A 16,147-nucleotide genomic window follows, 5' to 3' on the forward strand; every position below is an offset into this window, starting at 1 on the left:
ACGAGTTATATCATTTTATTATACCATAAAAAAGCCTTAAAAATCTATCAGATAGTAAGAAAAACCAAAGCTCAGACCACCATTTCACTAGTGAATCAAACTTTGATTTTCATTTATCGCCTTTTATCTCATCCCCATTTGAGCAAGTTTGGTTTGGTATTTATTTTGATCGACAAGAAGTCCTTGCCCTCCATAGACATCATAAGCATCTACCCAGTCACCAAGTTCTGGGACGGTGAGTCTTTCAATTCCATTTTGAGCACCTTCTAGGACAGATAATCCATTGGTCAACAAGAAGCTATATGGTAGATTTGTTGATGTCATGCCAAAGACTTTTCCAAGTGCCTCTGATCCTGTAAAGAGCTTGGTTGGATCTTTAATCTGCTCAAGAACAGCTGACATGACTTGTTGCTGACGTTTGGTACGACCGTAGTCCCCTTCATCATCATCACGGAAGCGAGCGTAGTTCAGCAAGGTGGATCCATTCATCTGCTGTTTTCCAACTTTGATGGTTTGGGTTGGTGACTCCGTCTCTGTTGCATGCAGATCATCTCCAACTGTAGCTTCTGTCAGAGGTTGACCATTCAATGTTGAGAATTGAGCATCAATTGTTACTCCGTCAGGGAAGAGGGTATCAATAGCTGCTGCAAAGGCCTGGAAGTCAACTAGGGCATAGTACTTGATATCCAAATCAAAGTTGTCTTTTAGAACCTTGCGGACCATTTCTGCCCCTTTTTGCCCTTCTTGTTCCCCAAGTTCATAAGCAACATTTAGTTTGTTATCCGTTTGTTTCTGGCCATTTACAATCTTACTATACCCGTCGATATAGACTAAGTTATCACGCATAAAGCTGACTAGCTTGATCTTTTTATCCGATCCGCTGACATTTAGTACCATGATCGTATCGGTACGGGTTTCTGCACTATTTTGACCGATACGGCCATCTGTCCCCATGACTAAAATATTCACACCGTCTTTGGTATCCTGACCGTTAAAGACCTCTACTTGAGCTGCCTTGGCGTCAGCTGGCTTATTTGTTGGATTGGCCGCTGACTGGAACCCTCGAAGAAACATGAAAATCATCCCTGCAGCCACACATGTAATCAACAACAAGAACCAAGTCAGTATTCGTTTGAAGCGAATTCTTCTTTTTTTCTTTTTGACTTTAGGCAGAGGAGCTACCTTTTCACGTCTCTTAGATCGACTTCTACTGCCATAAGTCGGAAGATCAATATCTCTACCCCAAGTTTCTTCTTTTTCTTCTTGGGAGAAGTGGTGAACTTCAGACTTGGGGCCTGTCATTTTTTGTTGCAGATAATCAAACTCCCTCCGTTCACGATCGTTGAGGTAATGAATATTTTTGAAGAGATAGTCATAACGTAACTGCTCGTGATGACTTAAAGGATTTTCTTTGCTCATTGACTCTCCTTTTCTATATCAGTTATGGTAAAAATCGGGTAGGTTCCCAGTATCTTGTGCTGGATCCCAATGGCCTCTAGTTCTTGTCTGGCAAAATGAACCAGTTCTTTGTCACTATAGTCTATATCGATAATGAAAAAGTATTCTCCCAAGGCTGTTTTAAGGGGGCGACTTTCAATCTTTGTTAAGTCAATCCCCCTCCAAGCAAAGGTCGAAAGTGCCTTGTAAAGAGCACCAGGTAGGTTGTCTGGTAAGGTCAAGGCCAAACTCATTTTTTCAGCTTGCGAGTTCAAAGGAATCTTCGGTATCTCTGCCCCTAACACCCAAAAACGTGTGAAATTGGCTTCCATCTCCTGAATATCCTCTGCAATTAATTCCAAGCCATATTCTTCGGCAGAACTTCTTGGTGCAATGGCTACGTATGGCTGGTCTGGATGTTCTGAAATAAATCGAGCTGCATAGGCAGTACTAGCGGTTACCTCTATTTTAGCATCTGGATAGTGTGCATCAATGAACCTCTTTCCTTGAGCCAGAGCCTGAGGATGAGAAAAGATCTTTTCAATTTTTGAGTGACCTGGAACCACCATCAACTGCTGGTGAATAGGCTGGACGATTTCTGCAACTGCTTGGATGCGAGCCTGGTGAAAAAGGTAATCCAAACTTTCACGGACACTACCTTCAATGGAGTTTTCAACTGGCACCACAGAATAGTCCACCAAGCCCTGTTCATAGGCCTTGATAACATCTGTGATATTGGCAAAAGCCTGCAATTCCTCTTTGGGAAATGCTGTCTGCACAACATGATGCGAAAAAGATCCCTTGGGACCTAGATAGGCAATTTTCATCTCAGTTCCTCTATAATTTCCTTTGGGCTTAACTTGGTCACATCAAGAACTTGACTGGCTACTTCCTCATACCAAGCTTGTCTTTCTTGGAAAATAGTTGCCAGTTCTTCCTTACTTTTGTTAAGAAAAAGCGGGCGCTGATTGTCCTTATCAGCTGCGATACGTTGGTAGAGGGTTTCAAAATCTGCTTTTAGGTAGATGTTATCAGGATTGGTCTTAAGCAAGTCGCGATTTTTCTGAGAAATGACAACCCCTCCTCCAGTTGACACAACGTGATCCGTTTTTAGTAAGTCAGCTAGGACTTCTGACTCTACTTGACGAAAGGCCACTTCTCCTTTTTCAACGAAGAAATCCGCAATGGACATGTCCAAACGTTCCTCGATTAAGGAATCCATATCAATGTAGTCTGGGGCCAACCCTCTAGCGATTGTCGACTTGCCTGCCCCCATAAATCCGAGTAATACCTTAGCCATGAATCAAGCTCTCCAAATCCTCAAAGAAGCTAGGATAGCTGGTATTGATGGCTTCAGCACGGTCAAGTTCCACTTCTCCATCCGCAACCAAGAGGGCTGCGATGGCTGTCATCATTCCGATTCGATGGTCACCAAACGTATTGACTCTAGCGCCATGAAGTCTTGATTTCCCTTTGATAATCATCCCGTCTGCTGTAGGAGTGATGTCCGCTCCCATGCTATTTAAGGCATCTGCCACCACCTGAATGCGGTCAGTTTCCTTGACCTTGAGTTCTTCAGCATCCTTAATAACTGTTACACCTTGGGCTTGGGTCGCTAGAAGGGCAATAATAGGCAATTCATCAATCAAACGGGGAATCAAGGATCCACCAATCTCTGTTCCTTTTAAGTCAGAATACTCGACAGTTAGGGTTGCTGATTTAGCAACTGGATCGATTTCAGTTATTTCTAATTTTCCTCCCATGGCGCGAATGACATCAATAATACCAGTACGCGTTTCGTTGATGCCCACATTCTGCAGCACTACACGAGAATTTGGAACGATCAAACCTGCGACTAGCCAAAAGGCTGCACTGGAAATATCTCCTGGAACAACCACTTTTTGTCCTGTCAATTTTTGCGGCCCTTGGACTGTGATTTTCTTGCCATCCACACTTAAATGGCCACCAAATTGCTGTAGCATATCTTCGGTGTGGTTACGAGTACATTCTTTCTCGATAATCACGGACTCCCCCTGAGCCTGCAAGGCTGCAAATATCAAGGCAGACTTAACTTGAGCAGAGGCGATTGGCAACTCATACTGAATAGGTCTTAGGTTTTTCGTCCCTTTTAAATGAAGGGGAGGCAGGTCTCGCTCTGTTTGCCCTGAAATGCTAACCCCCATTTTTTTCAATGGAATCGTCACACGATCCATAGGACGTTTGGAAAGACTATCATCTCCAAACATTTCTACTTCGAAGTCTGCACCAGCAAGGACACCTGAGATCAGGCGAATCGAGGTACCAGAATTACCCATATCAAGAGCATTTTGCGGAGCTTTTAAGCCATCCATTCCAACACCTTGAATGGTAATAACCCCATCTTTATCCTCAATTTCAACACCAAGGTCACGAAAAATCTGCATGGTTGAAAGTACATCCTCTCCACGCAAAATATCATATACCTTGGTTTCTCCCTCAGCCAAACTTCCGAAAATAATCGAACGGTGACTAATAGACTTGTCACCTGGAACCCAGATACTGCCATGTAAGTGGCGAATGTTTGTTTTTAGTTTCATAGTTGACCTCATACTTGCAACACTTTTTCTTATTTTATCACAAAAAAGCCAGAAATTCCTGAAATTTCTGGCTTTTATACAGATAAAATACTATTTTAATAATTCTGAAACAGGTTCAAAGACAATTTTTTCAATGTCTGAAAGGTATATAGACAATTGTTGCTGTTTGGTAAAGAAATCTGACAAAAGAGCGTTCTCTTGGATTTGTTTGCTGAAAGACTGCATCTTTTCTTGGAAAGAGGCGTCTGGCATTTGTCCCGTTTGCGCCATGACTTGGATTTCTTGCTGGAAAGCGAGGTAGTCTGCAAAAATCTTGCTAGCTTGTTCATCAGCTTGGATGGCATCTTTTGCTGCCTTGACCGCCTTGTATTCTGGTAATTCGCGTAATCCGCGACTAAGTTCATTTGCACTATCGTAAATATTTGACATGATTTTCTCCTTATTTGATGACGACTGTGTAGTCCGTATTTTCTGTAATTAAGCGCTCAGCTCGTTCTAAGTCTTGAGCATTTTTAAAGGAAATTTGTAGAATCCCGTGAACATCTTCACGGTTTTCTTCGTTGATGTGGATATTAACCAAAGAAGTCCCACGAAGTAATTCCAAAATCCGCAAGATAACATCTTCTTCATCGGGAACATCGACATAGAGGTCATAAGAACTGTCCACACCACCACGCTTATGGATTTCCATGGCCTGACGTTGCGCACGCGCTTGGTTGAAAAAGTTCCAGATTTGCTCTTCATCTCCCTTGCTGATGGCTTGTCCAACCTCATCTAGGCGCTCCTTGAAATCCGCAATTCGATCTAGAATAGTCTCACGATTGGACAAGAGAATGGAAGTCCACATACCTGGCTCGCTTTCCGCAATGCGAGTCATATCTCGAAAACCACCTGCCGCAAAGCGCCTTGCCATCTCATGTTCTTGAGCATAAACTGCCGTCTGCTCCATAAGGCTGGAAGCCAGAATATGAGGAAAATGGCTAATCTGAGAAGTCACCCGATCATGCTCCTTGGCATCAATCTCGATAAAACGAGCATGAAGGCCTGAAAGCAGATCCTTCATTTCCTCAAGTGTGTCAGGACTTGTCAGGCTCGAAGGTGTGAAGATATAGTAGGCATTTTCAAAGAGATTAACATCCGCAGAGGCAGCCCCTGTCTTGTGGCTACCGGCCATGGGATGGGCCCCGACAAAGCGAACAGGATTGCCAGCTAAATGTTCCTCCGCCGCATCCACGATGGCTGACTTGGTCGAGCCTGCATCCGAGATAATGACGCCTTCCTTCAAGTCTAAGTTTGCCAGCTCCTTAATAAAAGCAATGGTCTGTTTGATTGGCAAGGTCAGGATGATGACATCTGCTAGGGGAGCGAAACTGGCAAAATCATCCGTCGCACGGTCAATCATCCCCCGCTCCAAGGCAATGTCTCTCGAAGCCTGACTGCGATTATAACCCAAAATTTCATAATCCGGATGATCACGCTTGATACCTAGGGCCATAGAAGCACCAATCAAACCGAGACCTGCGATATAGATGGTTTTTGCCATAAGGACTCCTTAATAGTTCTTTGTATAGTCTCGGTGCTTGGCAACTGCCTCTTTTAATTCTTCAAGATTATCTGATGAGAATTTTTCAAGGATTTCTTGTGCCAGAACCGTTGCCACAACGGCTTCCATGACAACACCTGCTGCTGGAAGAGCGGTCGGATCACTTCTCTCCACGGTTGCCTTGTAAGGTTCGTGAGTTTCGATATCCACACTCATCAATGGTTTGTAGAGAGTGGGAATGGGTTTCATGACACCTCGAACAACGATAGGTTGCCCATTGGTCATGCCACCTTCGAAACCACCTAGATTATTGGTACGGCGAGTATAACCGTCTTCTTTAGACCAGAGAATTTCATCCATAACTTGGCTGCCTTTTCGGTAACCAGCTTCAAATCCGAGACCAAATTCTACTCCTTTAAAGGCATTGATAGAAACAACTGCTTGGGCCAATCGCGCATCCAATTTTCTGTCCCATTGGACATAGGAACCAAGACCAACTGGAACACCTCCGACGACTGTCTCCACAACCCCACCGATGGTATCACCGTCACGCTTGATTTGGTCAATATAATCCTTGATTTCCTGTTCCCGTTCTTGGTTGACAATAGAAACTTCAGATTGGGCAGCTCTTTCCTTAATCTCAGCGACTGTTAGATTTTCAGGTACATCGATTTCCTTACCACCAAAGACCACAACGTGGTTGGCAATCTCCATATCCAGCTCAGCTAAGAGACGTTTGGCTACAGCTCCAACTGCCACCCGCATGGTTGTTTCACGAGCTGATGAACGTTCCAAGGAATTTCGTAAATCATCAAAACGGTACTTGATGCCCCCTACCAAATCGGCGTGACCTGGACGTGGATGGGTGATTTTCCGTTTGATTTTAAGGCGGTCTTCAATGTCCTCAGCAGACATGATATCCAGCCATTTTTGGTGGTCTTTGTTGATGACATCCATGGTAATAGGAGCTCCTGTCGTCTTCCCGTGACGAACGCCCGACGTAAAGACAACCTGGTCGCTCTCAATCTTCATACGACCACCGCGACCGTAGCCACCCTGACGGCGTTTAAGGTCTCCATTGATATCCTCTGCTGTCAAAGGAAGTCCAGCTGGAATTCCTTCAATAATAGCCGTCAATCGAGGACCGTGTGATTCTCCTGCAGTTAAATATCTCATACACTCTCCTTATTTTACCAAGTAGTCTTTCATCTCTTCCAGAGAAACTGGGTGAATGGTCGCTGATCCGAGCCCTGGTACCAAGACCAATTTCAAGGTGTTCCCACGCGCTTTCTTGTCATGAGTAAGTGCTTGATAAAGCTTATCAACATCCCAGTTTTCGTACTCAACAGGCAAGCCAAATTTCTGGCACATCTCTGTGATAGACTGGGTTATTCCTTCTGGCATGAGGCCTTTCCCCTCAGCAATCTTGGAAATCTGTACCATCCCCATGGCCACAGCCTCACCATGCATGACCTTGCCATAACCAGCAGTCGCTTCAATAGCATGGCCAATAGTGTGGCCAAAATTGAGGTAAAGGCGAACACCGTTGTCTAACTCATCCTCAACCACCATCTTGCGCTTAACCTGACAAGAATGTTCAATCAAAGTCTCTGCATGTTCCAGTATGCTTTCAACAGAACCATCTATCTCCGTCAAGAGAGCCCAAAGTTCTGGATCCTCAATCAAGCCATACTTGATGACCTCACCCATCCCTTCAATCAACTCTCTTTTTCCGAGTGTTTCAAGGACAAGCGGATCAATCAGAACCCCATCTGGTTGGGCAAAAGTTCCCACCATATTCTTAGCAAATGGAGTGTTAACACCCGTCTTTCCACCGATAGAAGAATCAACCTGGGCTGTCAAACTAGTCGGAATCTGAACAAAGTGAATGCCCCGCATATAGGTAGAGGCTACGAAACCAGCTAGGTCCCCAACGACACCACCGCCAAGAGCCACAATCCCATCGCTACGAGTCAGACCTTGCTTGACTAAAAATTCATAGACCTTCTGAACAGTGGTTAAATTTTTTCGTTCTTCGCCTTCTAAAAAGTCAAAAACAGCTACCTGAAAACCAGCATCTTCTAGGCTGAGTTTAACCTTCTCTGCATAGAGAGAGGCTACATGGTTGTCGGTTACGATAACCACTTTTTGTGGTTGCCAGAGTTCTCGCAAGCATTGACCAGCCTGAGCCAAACAACCTTTTTCAATCTGAATATCATAAGGATGATGTGGAATATCGATTCTGATTTTCATAGTAGGGTCTCCTTTTTTATTGGTATTTTTCTGTTAGGGACTGCCAAATCTCTTCTGTCGGCATTTCTTTACCTGTCCACAATTGAAAAGCTTCAGCAGCTTGATAGAGCAACATCCCCAGGCCGTTGACAGCTGGATTGCCCTGACTTCTAGCCCATTTCAAAAACGGCGTCTCAAAGGGTTGGTAAATGATATCTGCGACCAAGAGAGCCTTTGGTAAGACTATGCTTTCAGGAACTGGGGATGATTTGTCATCCATGCCCACACTGGTGGCATTGACTAGTAAGTGCGAATCGGCAATCCTTGATTGCAGTTCAAAAGCATCTTCTAAAGCGTACAAATCCGCTTTAAAGCCTGTTTGCTCCTGCAACTTGTCTAGGTAAGGTCTTGTTTTTTCCATGGAAACTGAACGAACAAAGACAGAAATCTGACTGACGCCGTCCAAAATGGCTTGTGCCAAAATAGACTTGGCTGCACCACCTGCGCCCAGAATGGTCATTTTCTTATCCGAGATTGTAAAAGAAGGCAAGCTCTTAAAGAATCCCTTGCCATCTGTATTATATCCAATTAACGTTCCGTCTTGATTAACAACTGTGTTGACCGCACCAATCAAACGAGCCTCATCACTCAACTCATCCAGATAAGGAATCACTTGCTCCTTGTAAGGCATAGACAGGTTGATCCCAAACATCTGGTAACGGCGAATATTGGCAACTGTTTCTGCCAAGTCACCCGCTTCAATCTCCCAAGCTACATAGACACCATTGGTAGCTGTCGCCTCAAAGGCCATATTATGGATGAAGGGTGAAATAGAGTGTTTAATGGGATTTGCAACAACTGCAGCTAAACGCGTATAGCCATCAAGCTTCATCCAAAATCTCCCTGATTTTTTTCATGTTAGCCAATGAAATCTGACCTGGGGCACTCGCTTCATCCAGACTAGCAAATGACCAACTTGAACCCGTCACATCTGAAGTAATGCGTGATACCTTGCCCATTTTCCCCATGGAAATGGTCACGTACTCTTGCTCAGGATTGAGTGTTTTAAATCCTCGTGTGTAGTTCATCAGGTCTAAAACATCCTGCTCCGTATGGGCCATAACTGATACCTTGACCACCTTTGGAGAGAGACTGGTCAACTCCGACAGGATTTCCATCATATTTTCAGGTGTCTCCTGGAAATTATGATAACTCAAAACAAGATTTGGAAAATCCAACATTTCCTCAAAAACATCCTTGTAGCTGTAGTACTCGAAATCAATATAGTCTAGTTGATAGAGTTGCGCCACTTCCTTGATAATTTGAACATACTCTTCTGAGGAAAGTTCGATTTCTCCTCCCTCAGCGCGAGTCCGAAGGGTAAAGACCAGTTCGCGTCCTGCAAATTTTTCAAAGATAGCGGGTGCTACCTGTAAAATAGCGTCCTTTGCAAGAAAGTCTGCACGCCACTCAATGATATCGGCATCTTCATACCTAGTGGCATCCAGTTCTTGCGCTTCTTCTAAACTTCTTGGCATTACTGAGACGACTAATTTCATTTACTAACCTTCATACTAATCACCTTGAGGTAATTACTGCTTTCATCTTTTTTATTATAGGCAAAGTCTGCTGGAAGACCATATTTGTTTAAAATCTGATACCTTCTTCCTGCAAAACCTTTATCAATTTGTTCTGTAAATTTCTGGCGGGAAACATTGGCAGCATTAGTACTGGCAATGATAATCCCTCTCGGATTTAAAATCTCTAGGCTCTGGGAAATCAACTTGTGATAATCCTTCGCCACAGAGAATGTTTGTTTTTTATTGCGGGCAAAGCTCGGCGGATCAAGGACAATCACATCATAGGTCAAACCCTTTCGCTTGGCATACTTGAAGTACTCAAAGACATCCATAACGATAAAACGGTGATTGTCCATGCTGAATCCATTTGCTTGAAAATGAGCTTCTGATAGCTCTCTGGACCGTTTGGCCAAGTCGACAGAAGTCGTCTCACTCGCGCCTCCCATAGCTGCAGCAACAGAAAAGGCAGCCGTATAGGAAAACATATTGAGCAAGGATTTGCCCATGGCTAGACCGTCAACCAAACTCCCACGAACCTCATGCTGGTCTAGGAAAATACCTGTCATCAAGCCATCATTCATAAAGACTTGATAGAGCACGCCATTCTCAAGAACAGTAAAATAGTCTGGCGCTTCCTCACCATAAACATGGGCAGACTCGTAATCTAGACCTTTAAAACGAATCTTTTCGTATGCTCCCAAGACCTCAGGAAAAACTTCCTTAAAAGCCTTTACTATCAGCTTCCGAATCTGGTAAACAAAGGAGTTGTACCACGAAAAGACAGCATAATCTCCGTAGAGATCAACAGTCAGACCGCCAAAGCCATCCCCCTCTTGGTTAAAAAGGCGAAAGGCAGTAGTCAAGTCATCCTGATAATAAGGCTTTCTAACTTCCTTGGCCTTACGAAACAAAGCTTCAAAAAAGATTTGGTTAAAGCTAACCTTTTCCTTACTGACCATCCAGCCGATGCCTTTGTTCTGCTGAGAAAGATAGGCACTCCCTAAAAACTTGCCGTCTTGACTAAGAACTTCTACTGCCTGATCCGTCAGATCAATATCTGTTAAATCACTTGCTTCCAAAAGAACTAGACCCTTAGCTAGCTTTTTTTCAACACGTCTGCTGACCCTAATTCTATTCATAGCTACTATTATAGCAAATTTTATGACAATTCTCAAAAAAGAAACCGCTTATCCATTTTTACTTTAGTTTACTAAGTGCCATTTTTGTTAAAATAAGTTTATTCCATTTACTTTTTCACCAAAACATCTTTTCCCTTATAATGGAAGGAGAGATTCTATTCGCTAAAAATAGACAAAAACATAAATGAGTATAGAAAATTGCGCAAACGTTTGCCTAGTTCTAAACTTTATGGTAGAATAAAACACAACATTGATAAGCAAGAGGAAAAACAATGCAAAATCAGACACTTATGCAGTACTTTGAATGGTATCTGCCTCACGACGGCCAACACTGGACGCGACTGACAAATGATGCAGAGCACCTAGCCCATCTGGGAATTAGCCACGTCTGGATGCCACCAGCCTTCAAGGCTACCAACGAAAAAGATGTCGGCTATGGTGTTTACGATCTTTTTGACCTAGGTGAATTTCACCAAAAAGGGACTGTCCGCACCAAGTATGGGTTTAAAGAGGACTATCTTCAAGCCATTCAATCCCTAAAGGCTCAGGGAATTCAACCTATGGCCGATGTGGTGCTCAATCACAAGGCTGCTGCCGATCACATGGAAGCCTTTCAGGTTATTGAAGTGGACCCTGAGGATCGTACCGTTCAACTAAGTGAGCCATTTACTATCAATGGCTGGACCCACTTCACCTTCGATGGTCGCCAAGACACCTACAATGACTTCCACTGGCACTGGTACCACTTTACTGGCACAGACTATGATGCCAAACGCCGTAAATCTGGCATTTACCTGATCCAAGGGGACAACAAGGGCTGGGCAAACGAGGAATTGGTCGATAATGAAAACGGCAACTACGACTACCTCATGTATGCCGATCTAGACTTTAAGCATCCTGAAGTGATCAAAAATATCTATGACTGGGCTGACTGGTTCATGGAAACGACTGGTATTGCTGGTTTCCGCTTGGATGCCGTCAAACACATTGACTCTTTCTTTATGCGCAATTTCATCCGTGATATGAAGGAAAAATATGGTCAAGATTTCTATGTTTTTGGTGAATTTTGGAATCCAGATAAAGAAGCCAACCTAGACTATCTCGAAAAAACAGAGGAACGTTTTGACCTTGTCGATGTTCGTCTCCACCAGAATCTCTTTGAAGCCAGTCAAGCTGGAGCAAATTACGACCTTCGTGGCATTTTCACAGATAGCTTGGTTGAACTAAAACCCGATAAGGCTGTGACCTTTGTCGACAACCATGATACCCAACGAGGTCAAGCCCTTGAGTCTACTGTTGAAGAATGGTTCAAACCAGCAGCCTATGCTCTTATTCTATTACGCAAAGATGGGCTTCCATGTGTCTTTTACGGAGATTATTACGGTATTTCAGGGCAATTTGCTCAACAAGATTTCAGAGAAGTTCTTGACCGTCTCCTAGCCATCCGAAAAGACTTGGCCTATGGAGAGCAAACAGACTACTTTGACGATGCTAACTGTATCGGTTGGGTTCGTTCAGGTGCTGAACATCAATCCCCAATCGCAGTCTTGATTTCAAATGACCAAGAAAATAGCAAGTCTATGTTTGTCGGGCAAGAATGGGCTGACCAAACTTTCGTAGATTTACTTGGAAATCACCAAGACCAAGTCACAATTGATGCTGACGGTTATGGAGAATTTCCAGTAGCAGCGGGTTCAGTAAGTGTCTGGGCAGCAAATACAATCTAATAGCCAATGATTACCAAGCCAGGTCCAAGCTGATTTGGCTTTTTTGTATGCACAAAAAGACCTACCCTAATGGATAGATCTTCATTGTCTTATAATTTACCTGCTACTGCATCCAAGAGTTCTTGGATTTTCGCTTGGTTGCTTCCTCCTGCCATGGCCATGTCTGGTTTACCACCACCACGTCCATCGACGATTGGAGCCAATTCTTTGACAATATTTCCTGCATGCACATCTTTTGTCTTGCTAGCTACAAGAACATTGACTTTGTCACCGATAGCGGCAACTAGGACAAGCACATCAGAGTAGTCTTTTTGTTTCCAGTTATCCGCAAAGGTGCGAAGAGCACCTGCGTCGGATACAGAAACTTGGCTTGCAATGTAACGGTGACCGTTGACTTCCTTCACATCCTTGAAGACATCACCTGCAGCTGCAGCCGCGGCTTTTTCCTTCAATTCTGCATTTTCTTTTTGCAATTGACGAAGTTGCTCTTGAATTCCTTCAACCTTATGAGGAACTTCCTTGAGTTGAGGTGCTTTCAAGGTTGCTGCGACGGCTTTCAGAGCGTCTTCTTGTTCGCGATAGGCTTCAAAGGCTTCCTTACCAGTTACTGCCAAGATACGGCGAGTTCCTGATCCGATACCTTCTTCTTTGACAATCTTGAAGAGACCAATCTCAGAAGTATTGCCAACGTGGGTACCACCACAAAGCTCAATAGAGTAGTCACCGATGGTCACAACGCGAACTTCTTTACCGTATTTCTCACCAAAGAGGGCCATAGCTCCCATTTCTTTAGCAGTGTCAATATCAGTCTCAACAGTTTCTACAGCAATTGCTTCCCAGATTTTTTCGTTGACTTGCTGTTCAATGGCGCGCAACTCTTCAGGAGTTACGGCTTGGAAGTGTGTGAAGTCAAAGCGAAGGAATTCGACTTCGTTCAGAGATCCTGCTTGTGTCGCATGGTTTCCAAGGATATTGTGAAGGGCTGCATGGAGCAAGTGAGTTGCAGTGTGGTTTTTCATGACACGGTGACGACGATTGGTATCAATTGCCAAGGTGTATTCTTGGTTCAAAGCAAGCGGTGCAAGAACTTCAACAGTATGAAGAGCTTGTCCGTTTGGTGCTTTTTGAACATCTGTTACAGTAGCAACAAGGTTTCCTGCAGCATCCAAGATTTGACCGTGGTCAGCTACTTGTCCACCCATTTCAGCGTAGAATGGTGTTTCCGCAAAGATAAGAGAGGCAGTTCCTTCTGAAACAGCTTCTACTTCAGCGTTTTCAGCTACGATAGCCACCAACTTAGAAGGCAATTGACTGGCATTGTAGTTGAAGACACTTTCCACTGTAATGTTTTGGAGGGTTTCATTTTGCATTCCCATTGAGCCCCCTTTGACAGCTGACGCACGCGCACGTTCTTGCTGCTCTTTCATGGCTGCTTCAAAACCTTCACGGTCTACAGTCATCCCAGCTTCTTCAGCGATTTCTTCCGTCAACTCAACTGGGAATCCGTAAGTGTCGTAGAGTTTGAAGACATCTTGCCCAGCGATAACGTTTTGACCTTTCGCTTTCAAATCAGCTACAATGGTTTCTGCAAAGTGTTGACCTGAATGAAGGGTACGGGCAAATGACTCTTCTTCGCTCTTGATGATTTTTTCGATAAAGTCACGTTTTTCAAGCACTTCTGGGTAGTAGCTTTCCATGATTTTTCCAACAGTTGGAACGAGTTTGTAAAGGAAAGGCTCGTTGATGCCCAATTTTTGACCGTGCATAGAAGCACGACGGAGAAGACGACGAAGGACATAACCACGACCTTCATTTCCTGGAAGGGCACCATCACCGATGGCAAATGACAAAGAACGAATATGGTCCGCAATGACCTTAAAGCTCATGTTGTCGCCATCTTGGTCGTAGACCTTACCAGACAATTTCTCAACTTCACGAATGATTGGCATGAAGAGGTCTGTTTCAAAGTTTGTCTTAGCCCCTTGGATAACGGCCACCAAACGCTCCAAACCAGCGCCCGTATCAATGTTCTTGTGTGGCAATTCCTTGTACTCGCTACGAGGAACAGCAGGGTCTGCGTTAAATTGTGACAAAACGATGTTCCAGATTTCGATGTAACGGTCGTTTTCGATATCTTCTGCAAGAAGACGAATACCGATATTTTCTGGATCAAAGGCTTCTCCACGGTCAAAGAAGATCTCTGTATCTGGTCCAGAAGGTCCAGCACCGATTTCCCAGAAATTATCCTCGATTGGGATCAAGTGACTTGGATCCACTCCTACTTCAATCCAACGGTTGTAAGAATCCTTATCGTCTGGATAGTAAGTCATGTAGAGTTTTTCAGCTGGAAAATCAAACCATTCTGGGCTTGTCAAAAGCTCATAAGCCCAAGTGATCGCTTCATCACGGAAGTAATCCCCGATAGAGAAGTTCCCCAACATTTCAAACATAGTATGGTGACGCGCAGTTTTTCCGACATTTTCGATGTCGTTGGTACGGATAGCCTTTTGCGCATTGGTGATACGTGGATTTTCAGGTTTGATAGTCCCGTCAAAGTATTTCTTAAGGGTTGCTACCCCAGAGTTAATCCATAAAAGAGTTGGGTCGTTTACTGGAACCAAACTCACTGATGGTTCTACAGAGTGACCTTTGCTTGCCCAGAAGTCAAGCCACATTTGTCGAACTTGAGCACTAGATAGTTGTTTCATAATATCTCCTTATTTACTTGTTTAATTTGATTGGCTTTCCAGCATCTCCACATAGTCAATCGCGACACAGAGGGAAATGACTAGGTCTGCATAAGAGTCTTCATAGACGGTTACGTTGTAAGTCGATGTTAAATGGAAAATCTCTTTCCTAATCTCGGCGACAAGCTGATCACGATCATCTAGTAATTTGAAATTCAAATCCCAGATATTGCCTTCAATACGAAGACCGAGGTTGTCAAATTCATACTTATCTCGCCAGAAGGTCAACTTCTTACGAATGACGAAATTTGACCCGTCCCGTAGCTGAATGTTAAAGCGAGGAAGTAAGGTGAAAAATTCTTTGCTGATTTCACTGACTTGCTCACCATAGGCGTCATAGATGGTAAAGGTTTTAGGAATTTGGAAAAATGATCCCTCCACCTGATAGTTCACTACTCCTCTATCATCCTTGATATCAAAGCGTTCGCCTCCAAGACGAAACTTTTGTTTCACGAGAAATGTCTTCATAAACACCTCCAAAAATCAAAAGACAAGCTCACATCACGAAGGGCGAAAAACCGCGGTACCACCTTCATTCAATGAACTTGTCATTCTCTTATTCTTATGCAATTGTGTGATTGAGTAGCATGATTTCCTAGCTTAGATGGCTCGCAGCACCGCCATTTCTCTGGACTAAGATGACTGAAAATCAATTCTCAACTCTAGTATTATATCGTTTTTGAAGGAGTTCGTCAAGGTTAATGCCCAACTCATTTCTTTAGAAGTTTCCCAAATATTATATAGGCGATAAGCCACAAGAAACTTCCAACCAATAAGAATTGACCTAAAACAATGAGATAATCTAAAATTGAGACCAACTTATACCATCCACTAAATAGAAGACAGGGAAGAACAGTAAAAAGCATAATGATAAAATGTATGACAGATTGTTTAAATAGCGACCATTTTTCAATTTCATAAATTACCGAGGCTGATGCTATCGAGGTAGCAATAATACCAACCAAAAATGTACTTTTAACCTGAAAAATATCAATCCCTTGAAGTCTTATAAAAATTGCTAAACTGGTCATAATGACAAAAGGAATAATTCCTCTAAAAATAGCTTTTTTAATCATAACTACTACCTCAATCATAAGCTAAAATGCCTTTAACTCTATCGAAATTATAGCATAATTAAGTATATTTTTCTACTAATTCATGATCTA

Annotated in this window: 15 protein-coding genes; 1 reads left to right on the top strand and 14 read right to left on the bottom strand. The window is 43.4% G+C overall.

What is annotated here, in order from left to right; translation table 11 throughout:
• Window positions 1–123: 123 nt before the first annotated feature.
• From DB729_RS07750 to DB729_RS07800, 11 genes are all read right to left on the bottom strand, one after another.
• A complete protein-coding gene (locus tag DB729_RS07750) occupies window positions 124–1,419 on the bottom strand; it encodes an LCP family protein (RefSeq protein ID WP_084872050.1) in 1,296 nt (431 codons plus the stop codon).
• The gene (gene pheA, locus DB729_RS07755) at window positions 1,416–2,264 is read right to left on the bottom strand and encodes a prephenate dehydratase (RefSeq protein ID WP_109289473.1); all 849 of its coding nucleotides are present in this window, start codon (window positions 2,262–2,264) and stop codon (window positions 1,416–1,418) included. The genes DB729_RS07750 and pheA overlap by 4 nt, the downstream gene beginning before the upstream one ends.
• Window positions 2,261–2,737 (bottom strand): shikimate kinase, encoded by a 477-nt coding sequence (locus DB729_RS07760; protein WP_001151347.1) that lies wholly within the window; start codon window positions 2,735–2,737, stop codon window positions 2,261–2,263. Before DB729_RS07760 ends, pheA begins: the two co-directional genes overlap by 4 nt.
• Window positions 2,730–4,013 carry a 3-phosphoshikimate 1-carboxyvinyltransferase gene (gene aroA, locus DB729_RS07765; protein ID WP_033585644.1) on the bottom strand — a complete coding sequence of 428 codons (1,284 nt, stop codon included), beginning with the start codon at window positions 4,011–4,013 and terminating at the stop codon, window positions 2,730–2,732. Before aroA ends, DB729_RS07760 begins: the two co-directional genes overlap by 8 nt.
• A gap of 90 nt (window positions 4,014–4,103) precedes the next feature.
• On the bottom strand, window positions 4,104–4,442 hold the full coding sequence (locus DB729_RS07770; RefSeq protein ID WP_033585642.1) for a YlbF/YmcA family competence regulator: 339 nt from the start codon (window positions 4,440–4,442) through the stop codon (window positions 4,104–4,106).
• 10 nt (window positions 4,443–4,452) lie between these two features.
• Window positions 4,453–5,556: a prephenate dehydrogenase gene (locus tag DB729_RS07775; RefSeq protein WP_084872046.1), complete on the bottom strand. Its 1,104-nt coding sequence runs from the start codon at window positions 5,554–5,556 to the stop codon at window positions 4,453–4,455.
• A gap of 9 nt (window positions 5,557–5,565) precedes the next feature.
• Window positions 5,566–6,732: a chorismate synthase gene (aroC, locus tag DB729_RS07780; RefSeq protein ID WP_109289472.1), complete on the bottom strand. Its 1,167-nt coding sequence runs from the start codon at window positions 6,730–6,732 to the stop codon at window positions 5,566–5,568.
• A gap of 9 nt (window positions 6,733–6,741) precedes the next feature.
• A complete protein-coding gene (gene aroB, locus DB729_RS07785; RefSeq protein WP_109289471.1) occupies window positions 6,742–7,809 on the bottom strand; it encodes a 3-dehydroquinate synthase in 1,068 nt (355 codons plus the stop codon).
• 16 nt (window positions 7,810–7,825) lie between these two features.
• Window positions 7,826–8,680, bottom strand: a complete 855-nt coding sequence (locus DB729_RS07790) for a shikimate dehydrogenase (RefSeq protein WP_084872043.1) — start codon at window positions 8,678–8,680, stop codon at window positions 7,826–7,828.
• Window positions 8,670–9,347, bottom strand: a complete 678-nt coding sequence (aroD, locus tag DB729_RS07795; RefSeq protein WP_084872041.1) for a type I 3-dehydroquinate dehydratase — start codon at window positions 9,345–9,347, stop codon at window positions 8,670–8,672. The genes DB729_RS07790 and aroD overlap by 11 nt, the downstream gene beginning before the upstream one ends.
• Window positions 9,344–10,507 (bottom strand): class I SAM-dependent rRNA methyltransferase, encoded by a 1,164-nt coding sequence (locus DB729_RS07800; RefSeq protein ID WP_162279313.1) that lies wholly within the window; start codon window positions 10,505–10,507, stop codon window positions 9,344–9,346. The genes aroD and DB729_RS07800 overlap by 4 nt, the downstream gene beginning before the upstream one ends.
• A gap of 272 nt (window positions 10,508–10,779) precedes the next feature.
• Here DB729_RS07800 and DB729_RS07805 point away from each other — a divergent pair, with 272 nt between their 5' ends.
• Window positions 10,780–12,234, top strand: a complete 1,455-nt coding sequence (locus tag DB729_RS07805; protein ID WP_084872040.1) for an alpha-amylase — start codon at window positions 10,780–10,782, stop codon at window positions 12,232–12,234.
• A gap of 89 nt (window positions 12,235–12,323) precedes the next feature.
• Here DB729_RS07805 and alaS read toward each other — a convergent pair whose 3' ends face one another.
• The 3 genes from alaS to DB729_RS07820 all read right to left on the bottom strand — a co-directional run bounded on the left by alaS (window position 12,324) and on the right by DB729_RS07820 (window position 16,057).
• The gene (gene alaS / locus DB729_RS07810; RefSeq protein ID WP_109289470.1) at window positions 12,324–14,942 is read right to left on the bottom strand and encodes an alanine--tRNA ligase; all 2,619 of its coding nucleotides are present in this window, start codon (window positions 14,940–14,942) and stop codon (window positions 12,324–12,326) included.
• 21 nt (window positions 14,943–14,963) lie between these two features.
• Window positions 14,964–15,449 carry an LURP-one-related/scramblase family protein gene (locus tag DB729_RS07815; protein ID WP_045617388.1) on the bottom strand — a complete coding sequence of 162 codons (486 nt, stop codon included), beginning with the start codon at window positions 15,447–15,449 and terminating at the stop codon, window positions 14,964–14,966.
• 242 nt (window positions 15,450–15,691) lie between these two features.
• Window positions 15,692–16,057, bottom strand: coding sequence for a DUF3021 family protein (locus tag DB729_RS07820; protein ID WP_009730318.1), 366 nt, complete (start codon window positions 16,055–16,057; stop codon window positions 15,692–15,694).
• Window positions 16,058–16,147 lie beyond the last annotated feature (90 nt).

Source organism: Streptococcus halitosis, from assembly GCF_003143695.2.
GTDB lineage: Bacteria > Bacillota > Bacilli > Lactobacillales > Streptococcaceae > Streptococcus > Streptococcus halitosis.

Coding starts and splice junctions, on each gene's coding strand:
- DB729_RS07800 (WP_162279313.1), bottom strand. CDS start 10,507: ATGAATAGAATTAGGGTCAGCAGACGTGTTGAAAAAAAGCTAGCTAAG.
- aroC (WP_109289472.1), bottom strand. CDS start 6,732: ATGAGATATTTAACTGCAGGAGAATCACACGGTCCTCGATTGACGGCT.
- DB729_RS07775 (WP_084872046.1), bottom strand. CDS start 5,556: ATGGCAAAAACCATCTATATCGCAGGTCTCGGTTTGATTGGTGCTTCT.
- DB729_RS07750 (WP_084872050.1), bottom strand. CDS start 1,419: ATGAGCAAAGAAAATCCTTTAAGTCATCACGAGCAGTTACGTTATGAC.
- alaS (WP_109289470.1), bottom strand. CDS start 14,942: ATGAAACAACTATCTAGTGCTCAAGTTCGACAAATGTGGCTTGACTTC.
- aroB (WP_109289471.1), bottom strand. CDS start 7,809: ATGAAAATCAGAATCGATATTCCACATCATCCTTATGATATTCAGATT.
- DB729_RS07820 (WP_009730318.1), bottom strand. CDS start 16,057: ATGATTAAAAAAGCTATTTTTAGAGGAATTATTCCTTTTGTCATTATG.
- DB729_RS07770 (WP_033585642.1), bottom strand. CDS start 4,442: ATGTCAAATATTTACGATAGTGCAAATGAACTTAGTCGCGGATTACGC.
- DB729_RS07760 (WP_001151347.1), bottom strand. CDS start 2,737: ATGGCTAAGGTATTACTCGGATTTATGGGGGCAGGCAAGTCGACAATC.
- DB729_RS07805 (WP_084872040.1), top strand. CDS start 10,780: ATGCAAAATCAGACACTTATGCAGTACTTTGAATGGTATCTGCCTCAC.
- DB729_RS07815 (WP_045617388.1), bottom strand. CDS start 15,449: ATGAAGACATTTCTCGTGAAACAAAAGTTTCGTCTTGGAGGCGAACGC.
- aroA (WP_033585644.1), bottom strand. CDS start 4,013: ATGAAACTAAAAACAAACATTCGCCACTTACATGGCAGTATCTGGGTT.
- aroD (WP_084872041.1), bottom strand. CDS start 9,347: ATGAAATTAGTCGTCTCAGTAATGCCAAGAAGTTTAGAAGAAGCGCAA.
- DB729_RS07790 (WP_084872043.1), bottom strand. CDS start 8,680: ATGAAGCTTGATGGCTATACGCGTTTAGCTGCAGTTGTTGCAAATCCC.
- pheA (WP_109289473.1), bottom strand. CDS start 2,264: ATGAAAATTGCCTATCTAGGTCCCAAGGGATCTTTTTCGCATCATGTT.